This window comes from Asticcacaulis sp. P2_C5 (genome assembly GCF_056404555.1).
The window spans coordinates 51780-67009 of record NZ_JBFUDU010000007.1 but is presented as its reverse complement, the minus strand read 5'-3'; the positions used below and the strand labels follow the sequence as shown (position 1 = coordinate 67009).

Here is a 15230-nt window from a genome sequence, read left to right as displayed (position 1 = left end):
CGCCAGGTTTCGCCAATGGATCTTCTGCGTTTCAGTTACGCGCCACACCGGCCGTGGCGTTATATCGCCGCGCTGCCGGCGGCCGGTTTCGTGGTGGGCTTGCTGGGACCGTTCGGAAGCTATACCGGCATGGACCTGCTGTCGCGTTGCCTGCATTTCGGCTTGTGTTTCACGGTTATCGGGACATTGGTGCTGGAAGGGTCGTACCTGTTGGCGCGGCAGTTCTTCGCCGGCCTGTTACCATTGTGGGCGGCCTTAGCCCTCGATATCGCGCTATGTGTACCGGAAGCCGGGATTATCTATGGTTCGCTGCGCGTGTTCGGGCCAGGGGCCTTGCCCTATGTCCATTTCGGCGACCTGGTATGGCAAAATCTGCTGTTGACCCTGTTGATCCGGGCCATCGTTCTGACCGCCGCCCTGGTGCGTAACCAGCAACTGGTCCAGGCGGCTCCGGAAGCCGTCGCGCCGCGGCCCGATTTCCCTTTAGCCGAGAAGTTACCGTTCGCACTGAAGGGAGCCGGCGTCCTAGCCCTGTCGGCGGAGGATCATTATCTGCGGGTCTATACGACGCGGGGCGAGGCGCTGATTTTGATGGCGTTGGGCGAGGCAACCGAGGTGCTGGGCGGTGGGTTTCAGATCCATCGTTCGCATTGGATCGCCGGCCGGTCGTTGAAGGATTATGACGCCGGACGGGTGCATCTGACGACAGGCTTGAGTTTGCCACTGAGCCGGCATCGCCGGAAGGCATTTGAAGCGTGGCTGGCGGAAACGGGGATAACGCCGGCGCAAGTTCCGGGGTCTGGGGCCTGAGGCCCCAGCTCTTCCTCTTCCTTTCTTCGTCTTCGCCCCAAGGGGCGAGAGCGAAGAAAGGAAAAGATAAAGCCTTGGGGTCGCGGACCCCAAACCCCAGGCCTTACGCCAGCTTGATCTCACGTATACGCTGCATCAAAAACTCATGCGCCGTAATCGGCTCCGGGAACTGATCCGGACGCTCTTCCGAAATACAGTTCGGCAAGGTCCGGATCACATACGGGCTTTCGAAATGCAGGAAGAACGGCGTCGAATAGCGCGCGAAATCCTTGCGCGCCTCCGCCGGATTGACCACCCGGTGCATGGTCGACGGCAATACCCCATTGGTCAAGCGCGACAGCATATCGCCGATATTGCACACGATGCAGTTTTCCGGTGGCGTGATCGGCAACCACTTGCCGTCGCGATCCAGCAACTGCAATCCCGGCTCTTCCGCCCCCAGCAACAGCGTAATCACATTGATATCGCCATGCGCCCCCGCCCGCACGCTTTCCCCCGGACGATTGACCGGCGGATAATGCAGCAGGCGCAACACACTATTGCCATCGCGAACCAGCGGCGTGAAAAACTCCTTGTCCAGGCCCAGATAGACCGCAATCGCCCGCAGCACTTTCTTTCCGAGATTGTCCAGCGCCGTATACAGTTCGTAGGTGCTGTCGTGGAAATCGCGCACCTCGTCCGGCCAGATATTATCGGCCATATGATCGCGATACGGATGACCCGCCGGCAGGTCCCGGCCGACATGATAAAATTCCTTCAGGTCGTGCGCCGAATAGCCCTTGGCCGTCTCGACCCCGAACGGCGTATAACCGCGCGCCCCGCCCTGCCCCTTGCGGTGATATTTGTACTTCACCTCCTCCGGCAAGGCGAAGAAGGCCTTGGTCGCCGCGTCGACCCGCGCCAGCAAGGCCGGGTCGATGCCGTGATCGCCGAGAACAGCGAAACCGTAGCGCTCAAACGCTGCGCCCAGCCTGGCGGAAAAGGCCTCGAAATCCTGGTCGTACAGAGCCAGGGGAACAGGCGGGATGGCGGATACAGTGGCTGTGTCGGGCATGGGCTGAAAACCTGATCAGTTCATAAATATTCGGCGAGAAACCTTAAGCGTACAAGGCATCCTACGCAAGCGGACAGTTCGCCGCAACCGCCAGATTATCTCAAGACTGATAAAGACTGGCCAGGGGCGTGATCACAGCCATAATCAGGTGATGCATTTTGCCGGAAAAGCAGGTATTAACCCTTATCACAAAATTGTGCACCGTCATTCACAGGGTTCTTGCGTTGCTTTCCAGATCAGGCGGTTTCAGCGTTCTCAAAGGCACGGTTCTTGCTGGCGCCGTCGCGCTCATGTGCCTGGCCGGCGGAGGCTCCACTCCCCTCAAAGCCCAAAACACCTCAGCCACGGCCGGCCAATCGCTCAGCATCGATCCCGACCTGCAGCCCGTCAACTCGACCAAAGCGCTGAAGACCTCGGAACAGTCCGTCGTCCGTGTCCTGGTTGTCTATCGCGGTTTCGGCGGCGCGCCGCTGGATACGGTCGGCATGGGCTCCGGTTTCGTCGTCGCCCCTGGCTATATCGTCACCAACTATCACGTCGTCGAAGTCCCACCCGAAGCCTCCTCCGCCGACATCTATATCGTGCCGCACAAGGATTCCGGCGCCGGTTACCAGCAGGTTCAGCTGGTCAAGCCGTGGATCGAAGGCGACCTGGCGCTATTGCAGGCCAAAGGGCTGAAGATCGCGCCGCTGCGGCTGCACCTGACGCCGTACAAGAACGAACGCGTCGTGGCCATGGGTTACCCTGACGTCACCGACCACCTGCTCAACCGGTCCGGCACGGCGCTTCTGGAGCCAGCCGACGCCTATGTCACCCAGGGCTCGATTGCCCTGTTTGCCAGCACCAATCCCGACGGCAGCCGCGTCGACACCCTGTTCCACACGGCACCGATCAATCACGGCAATTCCGGCGGTCCCCTGCTCGACGAATGCGGCCAGGTGGTCGGCATCAATACCTGGACGGCGCCCTCGACCGTGTCAGCGGGGGGTGACCTCGATGTCGCCGCCGGCCAGTTCGTCGCCACCCACGTTTCGGCGCTGAACACCTTCCTGGCCTCGACAGGCGTCCAACCTCTGGTCTCGACCGGGCCGTGCTACGCCAAGACCGAGGACGAAATCGTCAAGGACGACGCCCTGACCCGGGCCCTGGCCGCAGCGTCACAGGCCCAGCAGGTGCGACTGGACGAACAGAAAAAAGCTGAAGGCGACCGCGCCGTCATGGAACGTCTGCAACTGGCGGCCATGGTCGTTCTGTCGGCCCTGGTGCTGATCCTGATCGGGCTGATTGTCCGTCGTGAAATGCGTCACCGCGCCGACAGCCACCATAAGGAATGGGACGCGCCGACGGCCTATTCCGCCGAGACCGTGCCCGATAAGACCAAAGTCGCCAAGCCTGAAAGGGCAAAGCCAATAAAGGCTGAAAAGACGCCCAAAAAAGCGGTGAAGCACCCGATTCCGTGGGGCTGGATGCTGCTTGGCCTCGCTGTCGCCGCGGTCGTTATCGCCTTCCTGATCAAGGACCGCGATATCTATAAACGCCTGTCGCCAACCAAAACTCCCGCGGCCGCCGTCAGCCTGGGCAGCGTCCACATGGCCTGTGTGGTCGACAAGGGCGCGTCCTCAGCCATGTTGCAGGGCGCCGGTCCGATCGATTTCGAGTTCGACGCCGTTCATGCCTGCGTCAGCGGCCGCACACCTTACGAACGTCAAAGCAATGGCAGCCTGGTGCGCTACGCGACCAATGAAAGCACGCCAGTCATCGCCCGGATCGAGTTGTCGGCCGATGGCACGACCTTCCAGAGCAGCGACTATCGGCTCGATCCAGAGGTCTACAAGACCTATCTGGCGCAGAAGACGGCCCTGGGCTCGTTGCGCTGTTCCCTGCGCGATAATGCCGGCGCCACTGCAGCCCTGGCGGAAAACCTGGCCAAGGTACGCGGCCTGTCGCAAAGCGTCATGACGATGGACCCCGAAACTCATACCGTGTGGCGGTGTCACCAAAAGGCGAGCTGATCGTGGGCTTTGCAAGCTGCGCAATGGCAGTGGGCTTTGCAAGCAACCCCACCGTCTCGCTGCGCGAGCCTCGGCACGGGTCACCCGCTCCCCACGAGTGGGGAGGACTTTGCCTTAACAACGCCTTCATCCTGCGTTCAGTTGCGGGAGCTTAGTAGTTGCGTATCAGGAAGTGGACGGCGGAACACTTCGGTTACACCGCGTGGTGCGTCCGACACTTACTGAATTCTGATAAATTCCGGCTGGAATTGTGATTGTGCCGATTACGAATCTCGTGGAAACGGGAGGGTATTGGCCGATCCTCCGGTTCAGGAAAAATACGGCTTTCATATAAGGAAACGAACACGATGCGTAAAATTCTCCTCCTCCTCACCGGCGCTGCTCTCATTGTCGCTGGCTGCGACACGATCGACACGTCGAACGGTGTGAAGACGCATTCCAACACCAAGACCGGCGCCCTGATCGGCGCAGGCGTGGGGGCCGCTGTCGGCGCCCTGTCGAACAAGAAGGGCGACCAGGCGCGCAAGAACGCTGTCCTGGGCGCGGGTATCGGCGCCTTGGCCGGAGCCGGCGTCGGCGCCTATATGGACCGCCAGAACAAGGACCTGCGCGCGCAACTGGAAGGCCGCAATGTCTATATTACGCGCAGCGGCGACAACATCATCCTGTCCATGCCGGGCGATGTGACCTTTGCCTCGGCCTCCGCGGACCTGAACGCCAACTTCATGCCGGTTCTGAACGACGTGGCGACCATCCTGAACCAGTATCCGTCGACCTATATCGACGTGATCGGTCACGCTGACAGCCAGGGTTCGGATGCCTACAATATGGACCTGTCGGAACGTCGCGCCCATGCGGTGGCCGACTATCTGTACGGCCAGAAGGTCAAGGCCGAGCGTATGTATGTCGCCGGCGCGGGTGAGTCCCAGCCGATCGCCGACAACAATACGGCGGAAGGCCGCGCGCACAATCGCCGCGTGGAAATTACGCTGCGGCCGATCGAGCAGTAATAGGTATGGGGTCTGGGGCCTGCGGCCCCAGCTCTTCCTCTTCTTTTCTTCGTCTTCGCCCCAAGGGGCGAGAGCGAAGAAAAGAAATAGAATAGATGTGGGGTCACAACCCCACGCCCCGTTAACTAGTTCTGCTCACCGAATCCCAACAGTATCCCCCTAGATTGGCGGCATGGACACACCCTGCCGCCTTTCGCTTTTGGGCGCCGACGTCGACGTCGTCACGCCGGCCCAGATGCTCGACTTCGCCGCCGACGCCCTCTCCGCCGGTAAAGGCGCCGTCGTGGCCAACCACAATCTCCACAGCCTGTACCTGTTCCAGCGCCGCCCTGACATGCGCGCCTTCTACGCTCAGGCCGACCTGATCGAGATCGACTCGACCCCGATGATCGCCTGGGGCAAGCTGATGGGCCACGCCGTCTCGCGCGACCACCGCGTTACCTATCTCGATTACCGCGAAACCTTCTGGGCCCGCGCCCAGGCCGAAGGCTGGAAGGTGTATCACGTCGGTGGCGCCCCGGAACACAATGCCGCCTCCCAGGCCGCCATCCAGAAACGCTATCCCGGCGTCCACGTCGACGTCCACAGCGGTTTCTTCGACATGAACGGCCCCGACAACGATGCCCTGGTCGACGACATCAACGCCAGCCGCCCGAATATTCTGTTCGTCGGCATGGGCATGCCGCGCCAGGAAGCGTGGATCCTCGCCAACCGCCACCGCCTGCCGCCGTGCGTCATCCTGCCCGTCGGCGCCGCTTTCGACTATGAAGCCGGCGTGCAATATACCCCGCCGCGCTGGACCGGCCGGCTGGGCATCGAGTGGCTGGTCCGCTTCGTCGCCGATCCGAAACGCCTGTTCGAGCGTTATTTCATCGAGCCCTGGTTCCTCATCCCCCAGGCCCTGCGCGACATCATGCAACGCCGACGCCTGGTCCGGACGTGATGGCATGTTCCGCCTATCGTTAACGCCAACTTAAGCGCGACCCGGCAACATGCGGCGGATTCTCTTCAGAACGCCTCACCCCACACGTGCGCGGATTGTTAATCGGCATGTTTGGGCATGAGGCTTGACCCGCAGGCCGCCATGACCATCACTTCGTATCGCGACTTCTCGCCCCAGATCGATCCCGTCAAGGGCAAGGTGGTGCTGATCACCGGCGGCACCGGCTCGTTCGGCCGCAAGATGGTCCATACCCTGCTGTCGCAGTACGACCCGAAAAAGGTCATCATCCTGTCACGCGACGAGCTGAAGCAGTACGAAATGCGCTGCGACCTCGAAGAGACCTTTCCGCCGGAAAAGATGTCGCGGATGCGTTTCTTTTTGGGTGACGTCCGCGACCGCGCCCGTCTGGAACTGGCCTTCCGCGGCGTCGATATCGTCATCCATGCCGCCGCGCTGAAACAGGTACCGGCGGCCGAATACAATCCGTCGGAGTGCATCTCGACCAATGTCAACGGCGCCGAAAACGTCGTCTGGGCCTGCCTGCACAATCGCGTCCACCGCGTCGTCGCCCTCAGCACCGACAAGGCCTGCTCTCCCATCAACCTGTATGGCGCGACCAAGCTGTGCTCGGACAAGATCTTCGTCGCCGCCAACAACCTGTCGGGCGATATCGGCACGCGTTTCTGCGTTGTGCGCTACGGCAATGTCGTCGGCTCGCGCGGCTCGGTCGTCCCCTATTTCAAACGCCTGCTTTCCCAGGGCGCCAAGGACCTGCCGATCACCGACCCGCGCATGACGCGGTTCTGGATTTCTCTGGAACAGGGCGTGGCCTTTGTCCTGTCGTGCATGGAACTGACCCAGGGCGGCGAAATTTTCGTGCCCAAGATCCCTGCCACCCTGGTCACCGACCTGGCCCTGGCCATGGCGCCCACCGCTACCCACACGGTTATCGGCATCCGCCCGGGCGAGAAGCTGCACGAAATGATGATCTCGGCCGATGACGCCCGATCGACCTATGAACTCGACGACCGCTACGTCATCGAACCGGAATTCGTCGAATACAGCCGCAAATCCTTCTCCAAGGTGCGGGGCATCAAACGCGTCGCCGAAGACTTCTACTATGCCTCGGATATCAACGAAGAACGGCTGGATGCCGAGGGCATCAAGGGCATGATGAAGGCCTATATCGAATGAGCGCAGCGTCTCCCGGTTTTCTGCCCTACGGCCGCCAGTCGATCGATGAGTCCGACATCTCGGCCGTGGTCGAGGCGTTGAAGTCCGATTTCCTGACGACCGGCCCGCTGGTCGAAAAGTTCGAAACCGCCCTGGCTGAAACCGTCGGCGCAAAGGAAGCCGTCGTCGTCTCAAACGGCACGGCCGCCCTGCATCTCGCCATATTGACCGAAGAACTGACGCCGAAATGCGTCGTCGTGGTGCCGTCCATCACCTTTACCGCCTCGGCCAATTGCGTTGCCTATTGCGGCGCCCAGGTGGTGTTTGCCGATGTCGATCCGCTGACCGGCCTGATCACCGATGACAGCTTCAACGCGGCGCTCGCGGTCATAGCCCGCGACTATCACGGCTATCGCTTTGCCGGCGTCGTACCGGTCCACTATGCCGGCCGCCCCGTCGATCTGCACCATATGGCCGATGTCTGCGGCGAGCACGGCGCCTTTGTGCTCGAAGACGCCTGCCATGCGGTGGGCGGCAGCGGGCCGCAAGGCAAGATCGGTTCATGTACGATCTCCGACATGGCCTGCTTTTCCTTCCACCCGGTGAAGACCCTGACGACGGCTGAAGGCGGCGCGATCACCACCAAGGACCCTGTCCTGGCCAAACGTCTGCGTATGTTGCGCAGTCACGGCATCGAGCGCGATCCGGCCCGGATGGTCGGCCTGCACTATGACGGCGAGGGCGACAGCGGACCGTGGGTCTATGAGCAGCAGTGCCTGGGATTCAACTATCGCCTGCCCGACCTGAATTGCGCGCTGGGTCTGTCACAGCTTAAGCGCCTGGATCTGTTCGCGGCCAGGCGTGCGCGACTGGTTGCGGAATATCAAAAGGCCCTGGCAGCGACCAATCTACCGGTCCGCTGGACACCGCCGGCGCCGGACACTGAACCGGTGTTTCACCTATTCGCCGTGACGATCGACTTCGCCGCCATTGGCCAAACGCGCGGCCATGTCATGCAGGGCCTGCGCGAACGCGGGATCGGCACCCAGGTCCACTATATTCCCGTTCATCGCCAGCCCTACTGGCAGACCCACGCCCTGGGGCAACGCAATCTTCCGGGTGCGGATCAATTCTATCAATCGACCCTGTCCCTGCCGTTATACGCCGATATGGCCGATGACGATCCGGCACGGGTTATCCACGCCTTGCAGGAGGTCCTGACCTCATGAGCGACTACGAAGTCACCATTGCCGGCCGCAAGATCGGCGCGGGCCACGAGCCCTACATTATCTGCGAGCTGTCGGGGAACCATAACGGAAGCCTCGACCGCGCCCTGACCATGATCGATGCCGCCGCTGAAACCGGTTGCGACGCCATCAAGCTGCAGACCTATACGGCCGACACCATTACGCTGAAATCCGACCGGCCGGAATTCCAGCTCAAGGGCGGACTGTGGGACGGCTATTCGCTGTACGACCTCTATAACGAGGCCCACACGCCGTGGGACTGGCACCCGGCCCTATTCGATCGTGCGGCCAAACGAGGGGTGACCATGTTCTCGTCCCCGTTCGACGACACGGCGGTCGACCTGCTGGACGGCCTGGGCGCGCCAGCGTTCAAGATCGCCTCGTTCGAGCTGATCGACCTGCCGCTGGTCGCCTATGCCGCCTCGAAGGGCAAGCCGCTGATCATGTCGACCGGCATGGCCAATGACGCCGAGATCGCCGCGGCCGCGGCCACAGCGCGCAAATACGGTACCGGCGAGATCATCCTGCTGCATTGTGTCAGCGAGTATCCGGCCAATATCAACGACGCCAATGTGCGAACCGTGCCCGACCTGGGGCGCAAATTCGAATGTCCGTCGGGTCTCAGCGACCATACCTTCGGCACGGCGGCTTCGGTGGCTTCGGTGGCGCTGGGCGGATGCGTGATCGAAAAGCATTTTACCCTGGCGCGGGCGGATGGTGGGCCGGATTCGGGCTTCTCGCTGGAGCCGGCCGAGTTCAAAGCTCTGACCCAGGACTGCAAGGACGCCTGGCGCGCCCTGGGCCGGGTGCATTACGATACCCTGGGCTCTGAGCGTGGTTCGAAGACCTTCCGGCGGTCGCTGTATGTCGTCGAAGATGTTCGCAAGGGTGAGTTGCTGACCAAGCAGAATGTGCGCTCGATCCGCCCGGGATTGGGCTTGCCGCCTGTGAGATTGTGGGATGTGCTGGGTAAGCCGGCGTCGCGCGATCTGGCGCGGGGTGAGCCTCTGGCGGACGATATGGTCGGGTCGTAAAGATTTTTGCCGCGAAAAACGCGAAAAGCGCGAAAGGGTACAGCTGAAAATCCTGCGCGAAGCGCCTTCACATCGTGTACGCGGCTCGCAAATGATTGCCCTTTGGGCGCATAATTTTAGCCTGATATTTTCGCGCTTTTCGCGGCAAAAATTCTTTTAATATTACCCGAACTTCCCAGCCTGATAATCGGCATAGGCCTGGTGGATTTCCTGGGCCGTGTTCATCACAAACGGACCATGCGCCACGATGGGCTCGTTGATCGGCTCGGCATGACCGAACAGCATGATGCTCTCACTGACAGCTTCGATATCGACCAGGTCGCCGGCGCTGAACTCGACCAGATTCCATTTGGGCACATCGACACCGTTGATCGCGATATCGCCACTAACGACGTAGCAGAAGACATCGCGCCCGGTCAGGCCGTCGAAGCTGATCCGTCCGCCGGGTTTCAGGTCCAGTGTGGTCATAAACACACCGGTCAGGGACGGGATCGCCCCCGTCACACCATGCCATTCGCCGGAAACAACATGGACTGCGACGCCTTCACCGGCAACGACCGGGATCTGGTCGCGCTGGACGCCGATGTAGCGTGGTGTGGTCATTTTCAGCCGCGCCGGCAGATTGACCCACAACTGTAGAATCTCCAGCGGTCCGCCGGTTCGTTTGAAAGTCTCGGGTGAGATTTCGGCATGGACCAGGCCGCTGCCAGCCGTCATCCACTGGACCCCGCCGGCGGAGATAATGCTCTCGTGTCCGGCCGAATCGCGATGGGCGAGATCGCCGTCGAGGATAAAGGTGACGGTTTCGAAGCCGCGATGGGGATGCGGGCCGAACGGCAGGCCGCGATTGTTCGGCGGATAGACCTGCGGACCGTGGTGGTTGAGGAACAGGAAGGCGCCGATGTTCTCCAGCCCGCGATTGGGTACGGGGCGGCGGGTGACCAGGTCGGCGATGTCATCGCGGTAGGCGGCGTGAAGGCGCAGGATGGGGGCGGCAGTGGGCATGGTGCACCTGAATCGTATCGGGGTCTGGGGCCAAAAAACGTTCATTGCGACCCCAGCTCTTGTCTTATCCTTTTCTTCCTCTCGCCCTCAAGGGCGGAGAGGAAGAAAAGGAAGAGGAAGGCTTGGGGCCTCAGGCCCCAAACCCCGAAACTATCAGATGTCCCAACCGCACTTCTGCCCTGCGTTCTGCTCAATCAACCACGCGTTCAGCGGCGCGAAATAATCGATGATCGCCGTCGCATCCATCTCACGCTGGCCGGTGAACGCCTGCAAAGCGTCCGGCCACGGTTTCGACTGGCCCATCTCCAGCATCTGGTTCAGCTTCTCACCGACCGCCCGCTCGCCATAGACCGAACAACGATGCAACGGACCTTGCCAGTTCGCCTGCTGACACGCCGCACGCTGGAACTGGAACTGCAGGATGTCAGCCAGGAAATACCGCGTATAGGGCACGCTGGCCGCCACGTGATACTTGCCGCCAGGATCGAAGGCGTTCGATGGCCTAACCCCCGGCGCGCTCAGCCCCTGATACTGGTTGATCAGCTGCCACCAGCGCTGATTATACTCAGCCTCGGTGATCTTGCCGGAGAACACTTCCCAGCGCCAGCGGTCGACCATAACCGAGAACGGCAGGAAGGCCACCTTCTGCAAGGCCATCTTCAGCAGGTACGGAATATCCTCGGACTCATCCGGCACCTTGGCCAGCAAACCGATCTGGTTGAGATAGGTCGGCGTCACCGACGACAGGCCGACAAAATCGCCGATCGCTTCGTGGAAGCCGTCATTGGCGCCGTTCTTGAACAGATACGGCTGGTCCTGATAGGCACGCTGGTAATAGTTGTGCCCCAACTCGTGGTGGACCGTATAAAAGTCTTCACCATTGGGCTGCAGGCAGGTCTTGATGCGCAGATCCTGCATATTGTCGACGTCCCACGCCGAGGCATGGCACACCACTTCGCGATCGCGCGGCCGGGTTATTTGCGACCGCTCCCAGAAGGTCGCCGGCAAGGCCTGCAGACCCAGCGAGGTGTAGAAGTTCTCACCGGTATGGACCATCTTCACGGCGTCATACTTCTTCTGAACCAGCAGCTTGTCCAGGCTGTAACTCGACTTGATGCCCTTCGGCGCCACAACGTCGTAGATGTTGGACCAGTCCTGGGCCCACATATTGCCCAGCAAATCAGCGCGGATCGGCCCGAACTTCGGCTGGACGCTGTCGCCGTATTTGTCGTTCAGCTTGCGCCGGACATAACAATGCAAATTCTTGTAGAAGGGCTGGACCTGCGTCCATAGCCGGTCAGTCTCGCCGGCAAAGGCGTCCGGCGGCATGTCGTAACCCGACCGCCACAAAGCGCCCGTATCGGCAAAGCCCAGACCCTGCGCCCCCTCGTTCGACAGCTTCGCCAGCTGCGCATAGTCGCCCTTCATCGGCTGGGCCGTACTCATCCAGCCTTCCCACATGGCGCGCAAGGTCGCCGGATCGCGCGACGACGCCATGACGTTGGACGCGTCGTCCAGATTATAGACCTTACCCTTGTAGGTGAATTTCCCGGTCGAATAGGTCGAATCGATCCGCGTCGCCACCTGGGCCAGGGCCTCGGCCGCACCTGGCTTGTCGGCCGCCGGCAGGACTTGCGACACCCGCAAAAGGTTCAACTTGCGCCGCGTCACCGGATCGGCGTCGACATTGTTGAATTTCGCCGCCCCCATGGCCAGTTGCACGGTCGCCTCGTTCAACGCCGCATCGGCCTTGGTTTGTAGCCACTCCGTATCGACATTGATAAAGGTCGACCGCACCCACTGGACGCGGTTGTCGTATTCGCTCAGCGCGGCCAGCTTCTTTTCGGCGTCCTCGACATAGGCCTTGGCTTCGGCCGGCGTCGGTCCGGCAGGCTCGACGACGGGCGGCGGTATGGCGGGCGTCTCGGCAGGCGGCGTGACAACGGCCACAGGTCCCGTCGTCGACGAAGTAGTGGCGCACCCGCACAGCAGGGCCATCGCGGCCGCCGACATCATCCAACGCTTCATGGCACAACCTCCCAGTCTGTTAACCAGCCGGCAGGGAAGGCCATTTCACGGAAAGCGTCAAGTTAAAGGTGAAACCCGCCCGTCAGTCGACGCGGTCAACATCTGTATCACTTCGACAACACGACCGGGAACCAGGCTTATCGCCCGTGGTACGGAACGCGTGCCGATGACAAGGCCGGCTACGGCAATCAGCAATAGCAGGCCGGCAAAGATTTTTCGCGGTATTTCATACGGATAATCGGGCTGAAAGCGGTGGATCATCCGCTCGCGGAAAGATCCGAAGCTGCGATAATAGCGTGTCGCCTCGGCCATCATCTCACTACGCGCGAGACGCTTTATCCCCATCATCGCCCATATGAAAGCGGCCAAAAACATGGCGAAGGCCAGATCGCTGATATCGAAGGTGAACTTGGCGACAACGAAAAGCGCCGCCAGTCCGGTCCAAGCGATAACCAATACAAGATCCATCACATAGTAAGCGCGATCATACAGGCGAGGCGAACTGTTCTCGACCCGGTTACGCGGGCCACCGGTCACCAACCGCAACAAGCTTCTCGCGCCGAGAGCCAGTCCTGCCAATGCCAACAGCATTGCCAAGACACCGTCGAACCCCATCCTGTCCCATGCCAGCAAGAACCCGCCCATGGACACCCTAATCCACGGCGCAGACATCGAAGCCGAAATCGCGCACCTGTCGCGCCGCCGCCTGGATATGACCCGAGCGCGACTGGACGTAGCGGCCCGACTTCGCCGCCTTCCATTTGCGCGGATTGGGCAGGATGGCGGCCAGCTTTGCCGCCTCAGCCTTGCTCAGGGTCGCCGCACTATGCCCGAACCAATATTGCGATGCCGACTCCGCGCCATAGACGCCCGGCGCCCACTCGACGCTGTTGAGATAGACCTGAAGGATACGCTCCTTGGGCCACATATGCTCGATCAGGAAGGTGTAATAGACCTCGAAGCCCTTGCGGATCCACGAACGCGACGGCCAAAGGAAGACGTTCTTCGCCGTCTGCTGCGAGATGGTCGAGGCGCCACGCTTCTTCTTGTGATGGGCGTTGTACTTTTGCGCCTTCTCGATGGCTTCGACGTCAAAACCGGAATGGGTGCAGAACTTGGCGTCCTCGGCGGCGATAACGGCCGCTTTGAGGTTATCACTGATCCTGTTGGCTCCGACCCAGTGGTGATCGATGCCCTCGCCCTCGGTCAGGCGTTCAACCATCAGGAAGGTAATCGGCACCGGCACAAAACGGTGGACAGCGACCGACAGGACGGAGAAGAGGAAAAAGCCGACAATGACGTACAAGGCCCAGCGCAATATGGGATGCAGCTTGTCCCGCGGTGCAGGCGCCACCGGCGGCACGTCCATGGGCTCGCTCAGGGTCTCGATCTCGGGCTCAGGCTCAGGTTCCGGCGTGAAATCCGGCGCCGGCTCATCGTCCGGCGGCGACGAAAAAGCGTGAGTATTCTTGCCGTGCTCTGGCCTGGAATCGCCAGTGCTGGCGTCACCCGTCTTATCGTACATGATGTCCGGCGACAGGCCTTGCGCCCCATCTTCGCCCTCATCCTTGACGTCACTCATACAGGCGCCCCCAAAGCGTTACTGTTCACCAGCCTCGTATATATAGACGAAACCTTCCTCATCGCCAAATACAATGCGGGTGGCGTCGTTGGACATGGAAAGGGCGGTGATGGCCGAGCCCTTTTCGCGCTTGATCCATTCAATGTTGGTCGACTGCAGCTCGGCCAGCCACACCCGGCCGTCATCCAGTCCGGCGGCCAGCAGAGTCTCCTCAACCGCCCCCGACACCACCGTCACCATGGCGCCCTCTGCCGGGTTGATCTCGGAGGCTTCTTCGCCCATTGGCCCGTTGGCACGCAGGAACGGCCACACCACAGCACCATTGGCGCCGGAGGTGGCCAGCAACTTGCCCTTGGCGAAGAAATCGAGCGACTTGATCTTGGCCGGATAGCCGCCCATGCGCATGTCCTTGCTGTCTTTCGTACGCCAGCCGTGCAGGGCGTTTTCCTGCATGGCGGTGATGACGAAATCACCCGACGGTGCGACCGCGACCGCGGTATGCGATCCGGCCCAGAACAGCTTCTGCGGCTTCTGCTCGGCGATGCGGGCAAACCAGACAACGACTCCGTTATAGGTGGAGCAGTACAGCTTGCGGCCCTTCGGATCGAAGGCCAGACCCGACACGCTGTGTTCGTGGGTGAAGACCCGTTGCTGCTTGCTCAGCAAATCCAGGACATAGGCTTTTTTCGACGCGGCATAGGCGATGGTCTGGCCTTCCGGCGCCACGGCCAGGCTGTCGATCCACGCGCCTTTGTGACTGGCCAGCTCGATCGGGCCGGAATCCTTGGTGGTCCACACCACGCGACCGTCATCGCCGCCGGTGACGATTCCCAGGCCAGTCGGATGGATGGCGGCGCACAATACGGCGCCGTTGGGGTGAGCGTTGAAGTCGGCTTCGAGATCGGGAAAGACGACACGGCCGTCGCCCAAGGCGACAATGGGTTCATCCAGCGAGTCGAACAGGGCGGCGACGACATAGGCGTCGAGCGATTTGTGATAGGCGTAGGTCATGGCGGGCTTATAGGGACGGAGCGCGAATTTGGCCAGATGGATTTGTCAGGCCTAGTACCAAGGGCACGTTGATCTGCCGTCTCCCCACCGTTTGGCTACCGTCGAGGGCCTCCGAGAAGGGATTTCGATAACATACCTGATGGGCATACAAGGCTACGTTTCGATTATTTTCCCACAGATTTTCACAGATTAACACAGATTTTCAATAGCTTAGCCGACATCTACAGCAATACTGCATAAAATGGGATTGCTATGCGACCGGGCAGTCCACCACATAAAATCTGTGCCAATCTGTGAAAATCTGTGGGAAAATTTCTTTCT

13 protein-coding genes are annotated in these 15230 nt (G+C 61.0%); 7 read left to right on the top strand and 6 right to left on the bottom strand.

Annotation, left to right across the window (positions count from 1 at the left end):
• Positions 1-15: 15 nt before the first annotated feature.
• Positions 16-810 carry a LytTR family DNA-binding domain-containing protein gene (locus AC1DXO_RS13685; protein WP_476978721.1) on the top strand — a complete coding sequence of 265 codons (795 nt, stop codon included), beginning with the start codon at positions 16-18 and terminating at the stop codon, positions 808-810.
• Between the two features lie 103 nt (positions 811-913).
• Here the strand turns inward: AC1DXO_RS13685 and AC1DXO_RS13680 are convergent, their stop codons facing one another.
• Positions 914-1864 (bottom strand): isopenicillin N synthase family dioxygenase, encoded by a 951-nt coding sequence (locus tag AC1DXO_RS13680; protein ID WP_476978720.1) that lies wholly within the window; start codon positions 1862-1864, stop codon positions 914-916.
• A 224-nt stretch (positions 1865-2088) separates the two neighbouring features.
• Between AC1DXO_RS13680 and AC1DXO_RS13675 the strand changes: the two genes are divergently transcribed.
• The 6 genes from AC1DXO_RS13675 to pseI all read left to right on the top strand — a co-directional run bounded on the left by AC1DXO_RS13675 (position 2089) and on the right by pseI (position 9283).
• Entirely contained in the window at positions 2089-3876 is a 1788-nt protein-coding gene (locus tag AC1DXO_RS13675) for a S1C family serine protease (RefSeq protein WP_476978719.1), read from the top strand.
• Positions 3877-4223: 347 nt separating this feature from the next.
• Positions 4224-4886, top strand: coding sequence for a YiaD family glycine zipper/OmpA-like lipoprotein (locus AC1DXO_RS13670; protein ID WP_476978718.1), 663 nt, complete (start codon positions 4224-4226; stop codon positions 4884-4886).
• A 172-nt stretch (positions 4887-5058) separates the two neighbouring features.
• Complete coding sequence (locus tag AC1DXO_RS13665; protein ID WP_476978717.1) at positions 5059-5829, top strand: WecB/TagA/CpsF family glycosyltransferase; 771 nt, start codon at positions 5059-5061, stop codon at positions 5827-5829.
• Between the two features lie 141 nt (positions 5830-5970).
• Positions 5971-7023, top strand: coding sequence for a UDP-N-acetylglucosamine 4,6-dehydratase (inverting) (gene pseB / locus AC1DXO_RS13660; RefSeq protein WP_476978716.1), 1053 nt, complete (start codon positions 5971-5973; stop codon positions 7021-7023).
• A complete protein-coding gene (gene pseC / locus AC1DXO_RS13655; RefSeq protein ID WP_476978715.1) occupies positions 7020-8231 on the top strand; it encodes a UDP-4-amino-4,6-dideoxy-N-acetyl-beta-L-altrosamine transaminase in 1212 nt (403 codons plus the stop codon). The genes pseB and pseC overlap by 4 nt, the downstream gene beginning before the upstream one ends.
• Positions 8228-9283, top strand: coding sequence for a pseudaminic acid synthase (gene pseI / locus AC1DXO_RS13650; RefSeq protein WP_476978714.1), 1056 nt, complete (start codon positions 8228-8230; stop codon positions 9281-9283). The genes pseC and pseI overlap by 4 nt, the downstream gene beginning before the upstream one ends.
• A 162-nt stretch (positions 9284-9445) precedes the next feature.
• Here the strand turns inward: pseI and AC1DXO_RS13645 are convergent, their stop codons facing one another.
• The 5 genes from AC1DXO_RS13645 to AC1DXO_RS13625 form a co-directional block, all read right to left on the bottom strand.
• Entirely contained in the window at positions 9446-10288 is an 843-nt protein-coding gene (locus tag AC1DXO_RS13645) for a pirin family protein (RefSeq protein WP_476978713.1), read from the bottom strand.
• 153 nt (positions 10289-10441) lie between these two features.
• Positions 10442-12316 (bottom strand): M2 family metallopeptidase, encoded by a 1875-nt coding sequence (locus AC1DXO_RS13640; protein ID WP_476978712.1) that lies wholly within the window; start codon positions 12314-12316, stop codon positions 10442-10444.
• A gap of 57 nt (positions 12317-12373) precedes the next feature.
• Positions 12374-12961 (bottom strand): hypothetical protein, encoded by a 588-nt coding sequence (locus AC1DXO_RS13635; RefSeq protein ID WP_476978711.1) that lies wholly within the window; start codon positions 12959-12961, stop codon positions 12374-12376.
• Between the two features lie 7 nt (positions 12962-12968).
• Positions 12969-13898 carry a monofunctional biosynthetic peptidoglycan transglycosylase gene (gene mtgA / locus AC1DXO_RS13630; RefSeq protein ID WP_476978710.1) on the bottom strand — a complete coding sequence of 310 codons (930 nt, stop codon included), beginning with the start codon at positions 13896-13898 and terminating at the stop codon, positions 12969-12971.
• An 18-nt stretch (positions 13899-13916) separates the two neighbouring features.
• Positions 13917-14909, bottom strand: a complete 993-nt coding sequence (locus AC1DXO_RS13625) for a WD40 repeat domain-containing protein (protein ID WP_476978709.1) — start codon at positions 14907-14909, stop codon at positions 13917-13919.
• Positions 14910-15230 lie beyond the last annotated feature (321 nt).

Coding starts and splice junctions, on each gene's coding strand:
- AC1DXO_RS13685 (WP_476978721.1), top strand. CDS start 16: ATGGATCTTCTGCGTTTCAGTTACGCGCCACACCGGCCGTGGCGTTAT.
- AC1DXO_RS13680 (WP_476978720.1), bottom strand. CDS start 1,864: ATGCCCGACACAGCCACTGTATCCGCCATCCCGCCTGTTCCCCTGGCT.
- AC1DXO_RS13670 (WP_476978718.1), top strand. CDS start 4,224: ATGCGTAAAATTCTCCTCCTCCTCACCGGCGCTGCTCTCATTGTCGCT.
- AC1DXO_RS13665 (WP_476978717.1), top strand. CDS start 5,059: ATGGACACACCCTGCCGCCTTTCGCTTTTGGGCGCCGACGTCGACGTC.
- pseB (WP_476978716.1), top strand. CDS start 5,971: ATGACCATCACTTCGTATCGCGACTTCTCGCCCCAGATCGATCCCGTC.
- pseC (WP_476978715.1), top strand. CDS start 7,020: ATGAGCGCAGCGTCTCCCGGTTTTCTGCCCTACGGCCGCCAGTCGATC.
- pseI (WP_476978714.1), top strand. CDS start 8,228: ATGAGCGACTACGAAGTCACCATTGCCGGCCGCAAGATCGGCGCGGGC.
- AC1DXO_RS13645 (WP_476978713.1), bottom strand. CDS start 10,288: ATGCCCACTGCCGCCCCCATCCTGCGCCTTCACGCCGCCTACCGCGAT.
- AC1DXO_RS13640 (WP_476978712.1), bottom strand. CDS start 12,316: ATGAAGCGTTGGATGATGTCGGCGGCCGCGATGGCCCTGCTGTGCGGG.
- AC1DXO_RS13635 (WP_476978711.1), bottom strand. CDS start 12,961: ATGGGCGGGTTCTTGCTGGCATGGGACAGGATGGGGTTCGACGGTGTC.
- mtgA (WP_476978710.1), bottom strand. CDS start 13,898: ATGAGTGACGTCAAGGATGAGGGCGAAGATGGGGCGCAAGGCCTGTCG.
- AC1DXO_RS13625 (WP_476978709.1), bottom strand. CDS start 14,909: ATGACCTACGCCTATCACAAATCGCTCGACGCCTATGTCGTCGCCGCC.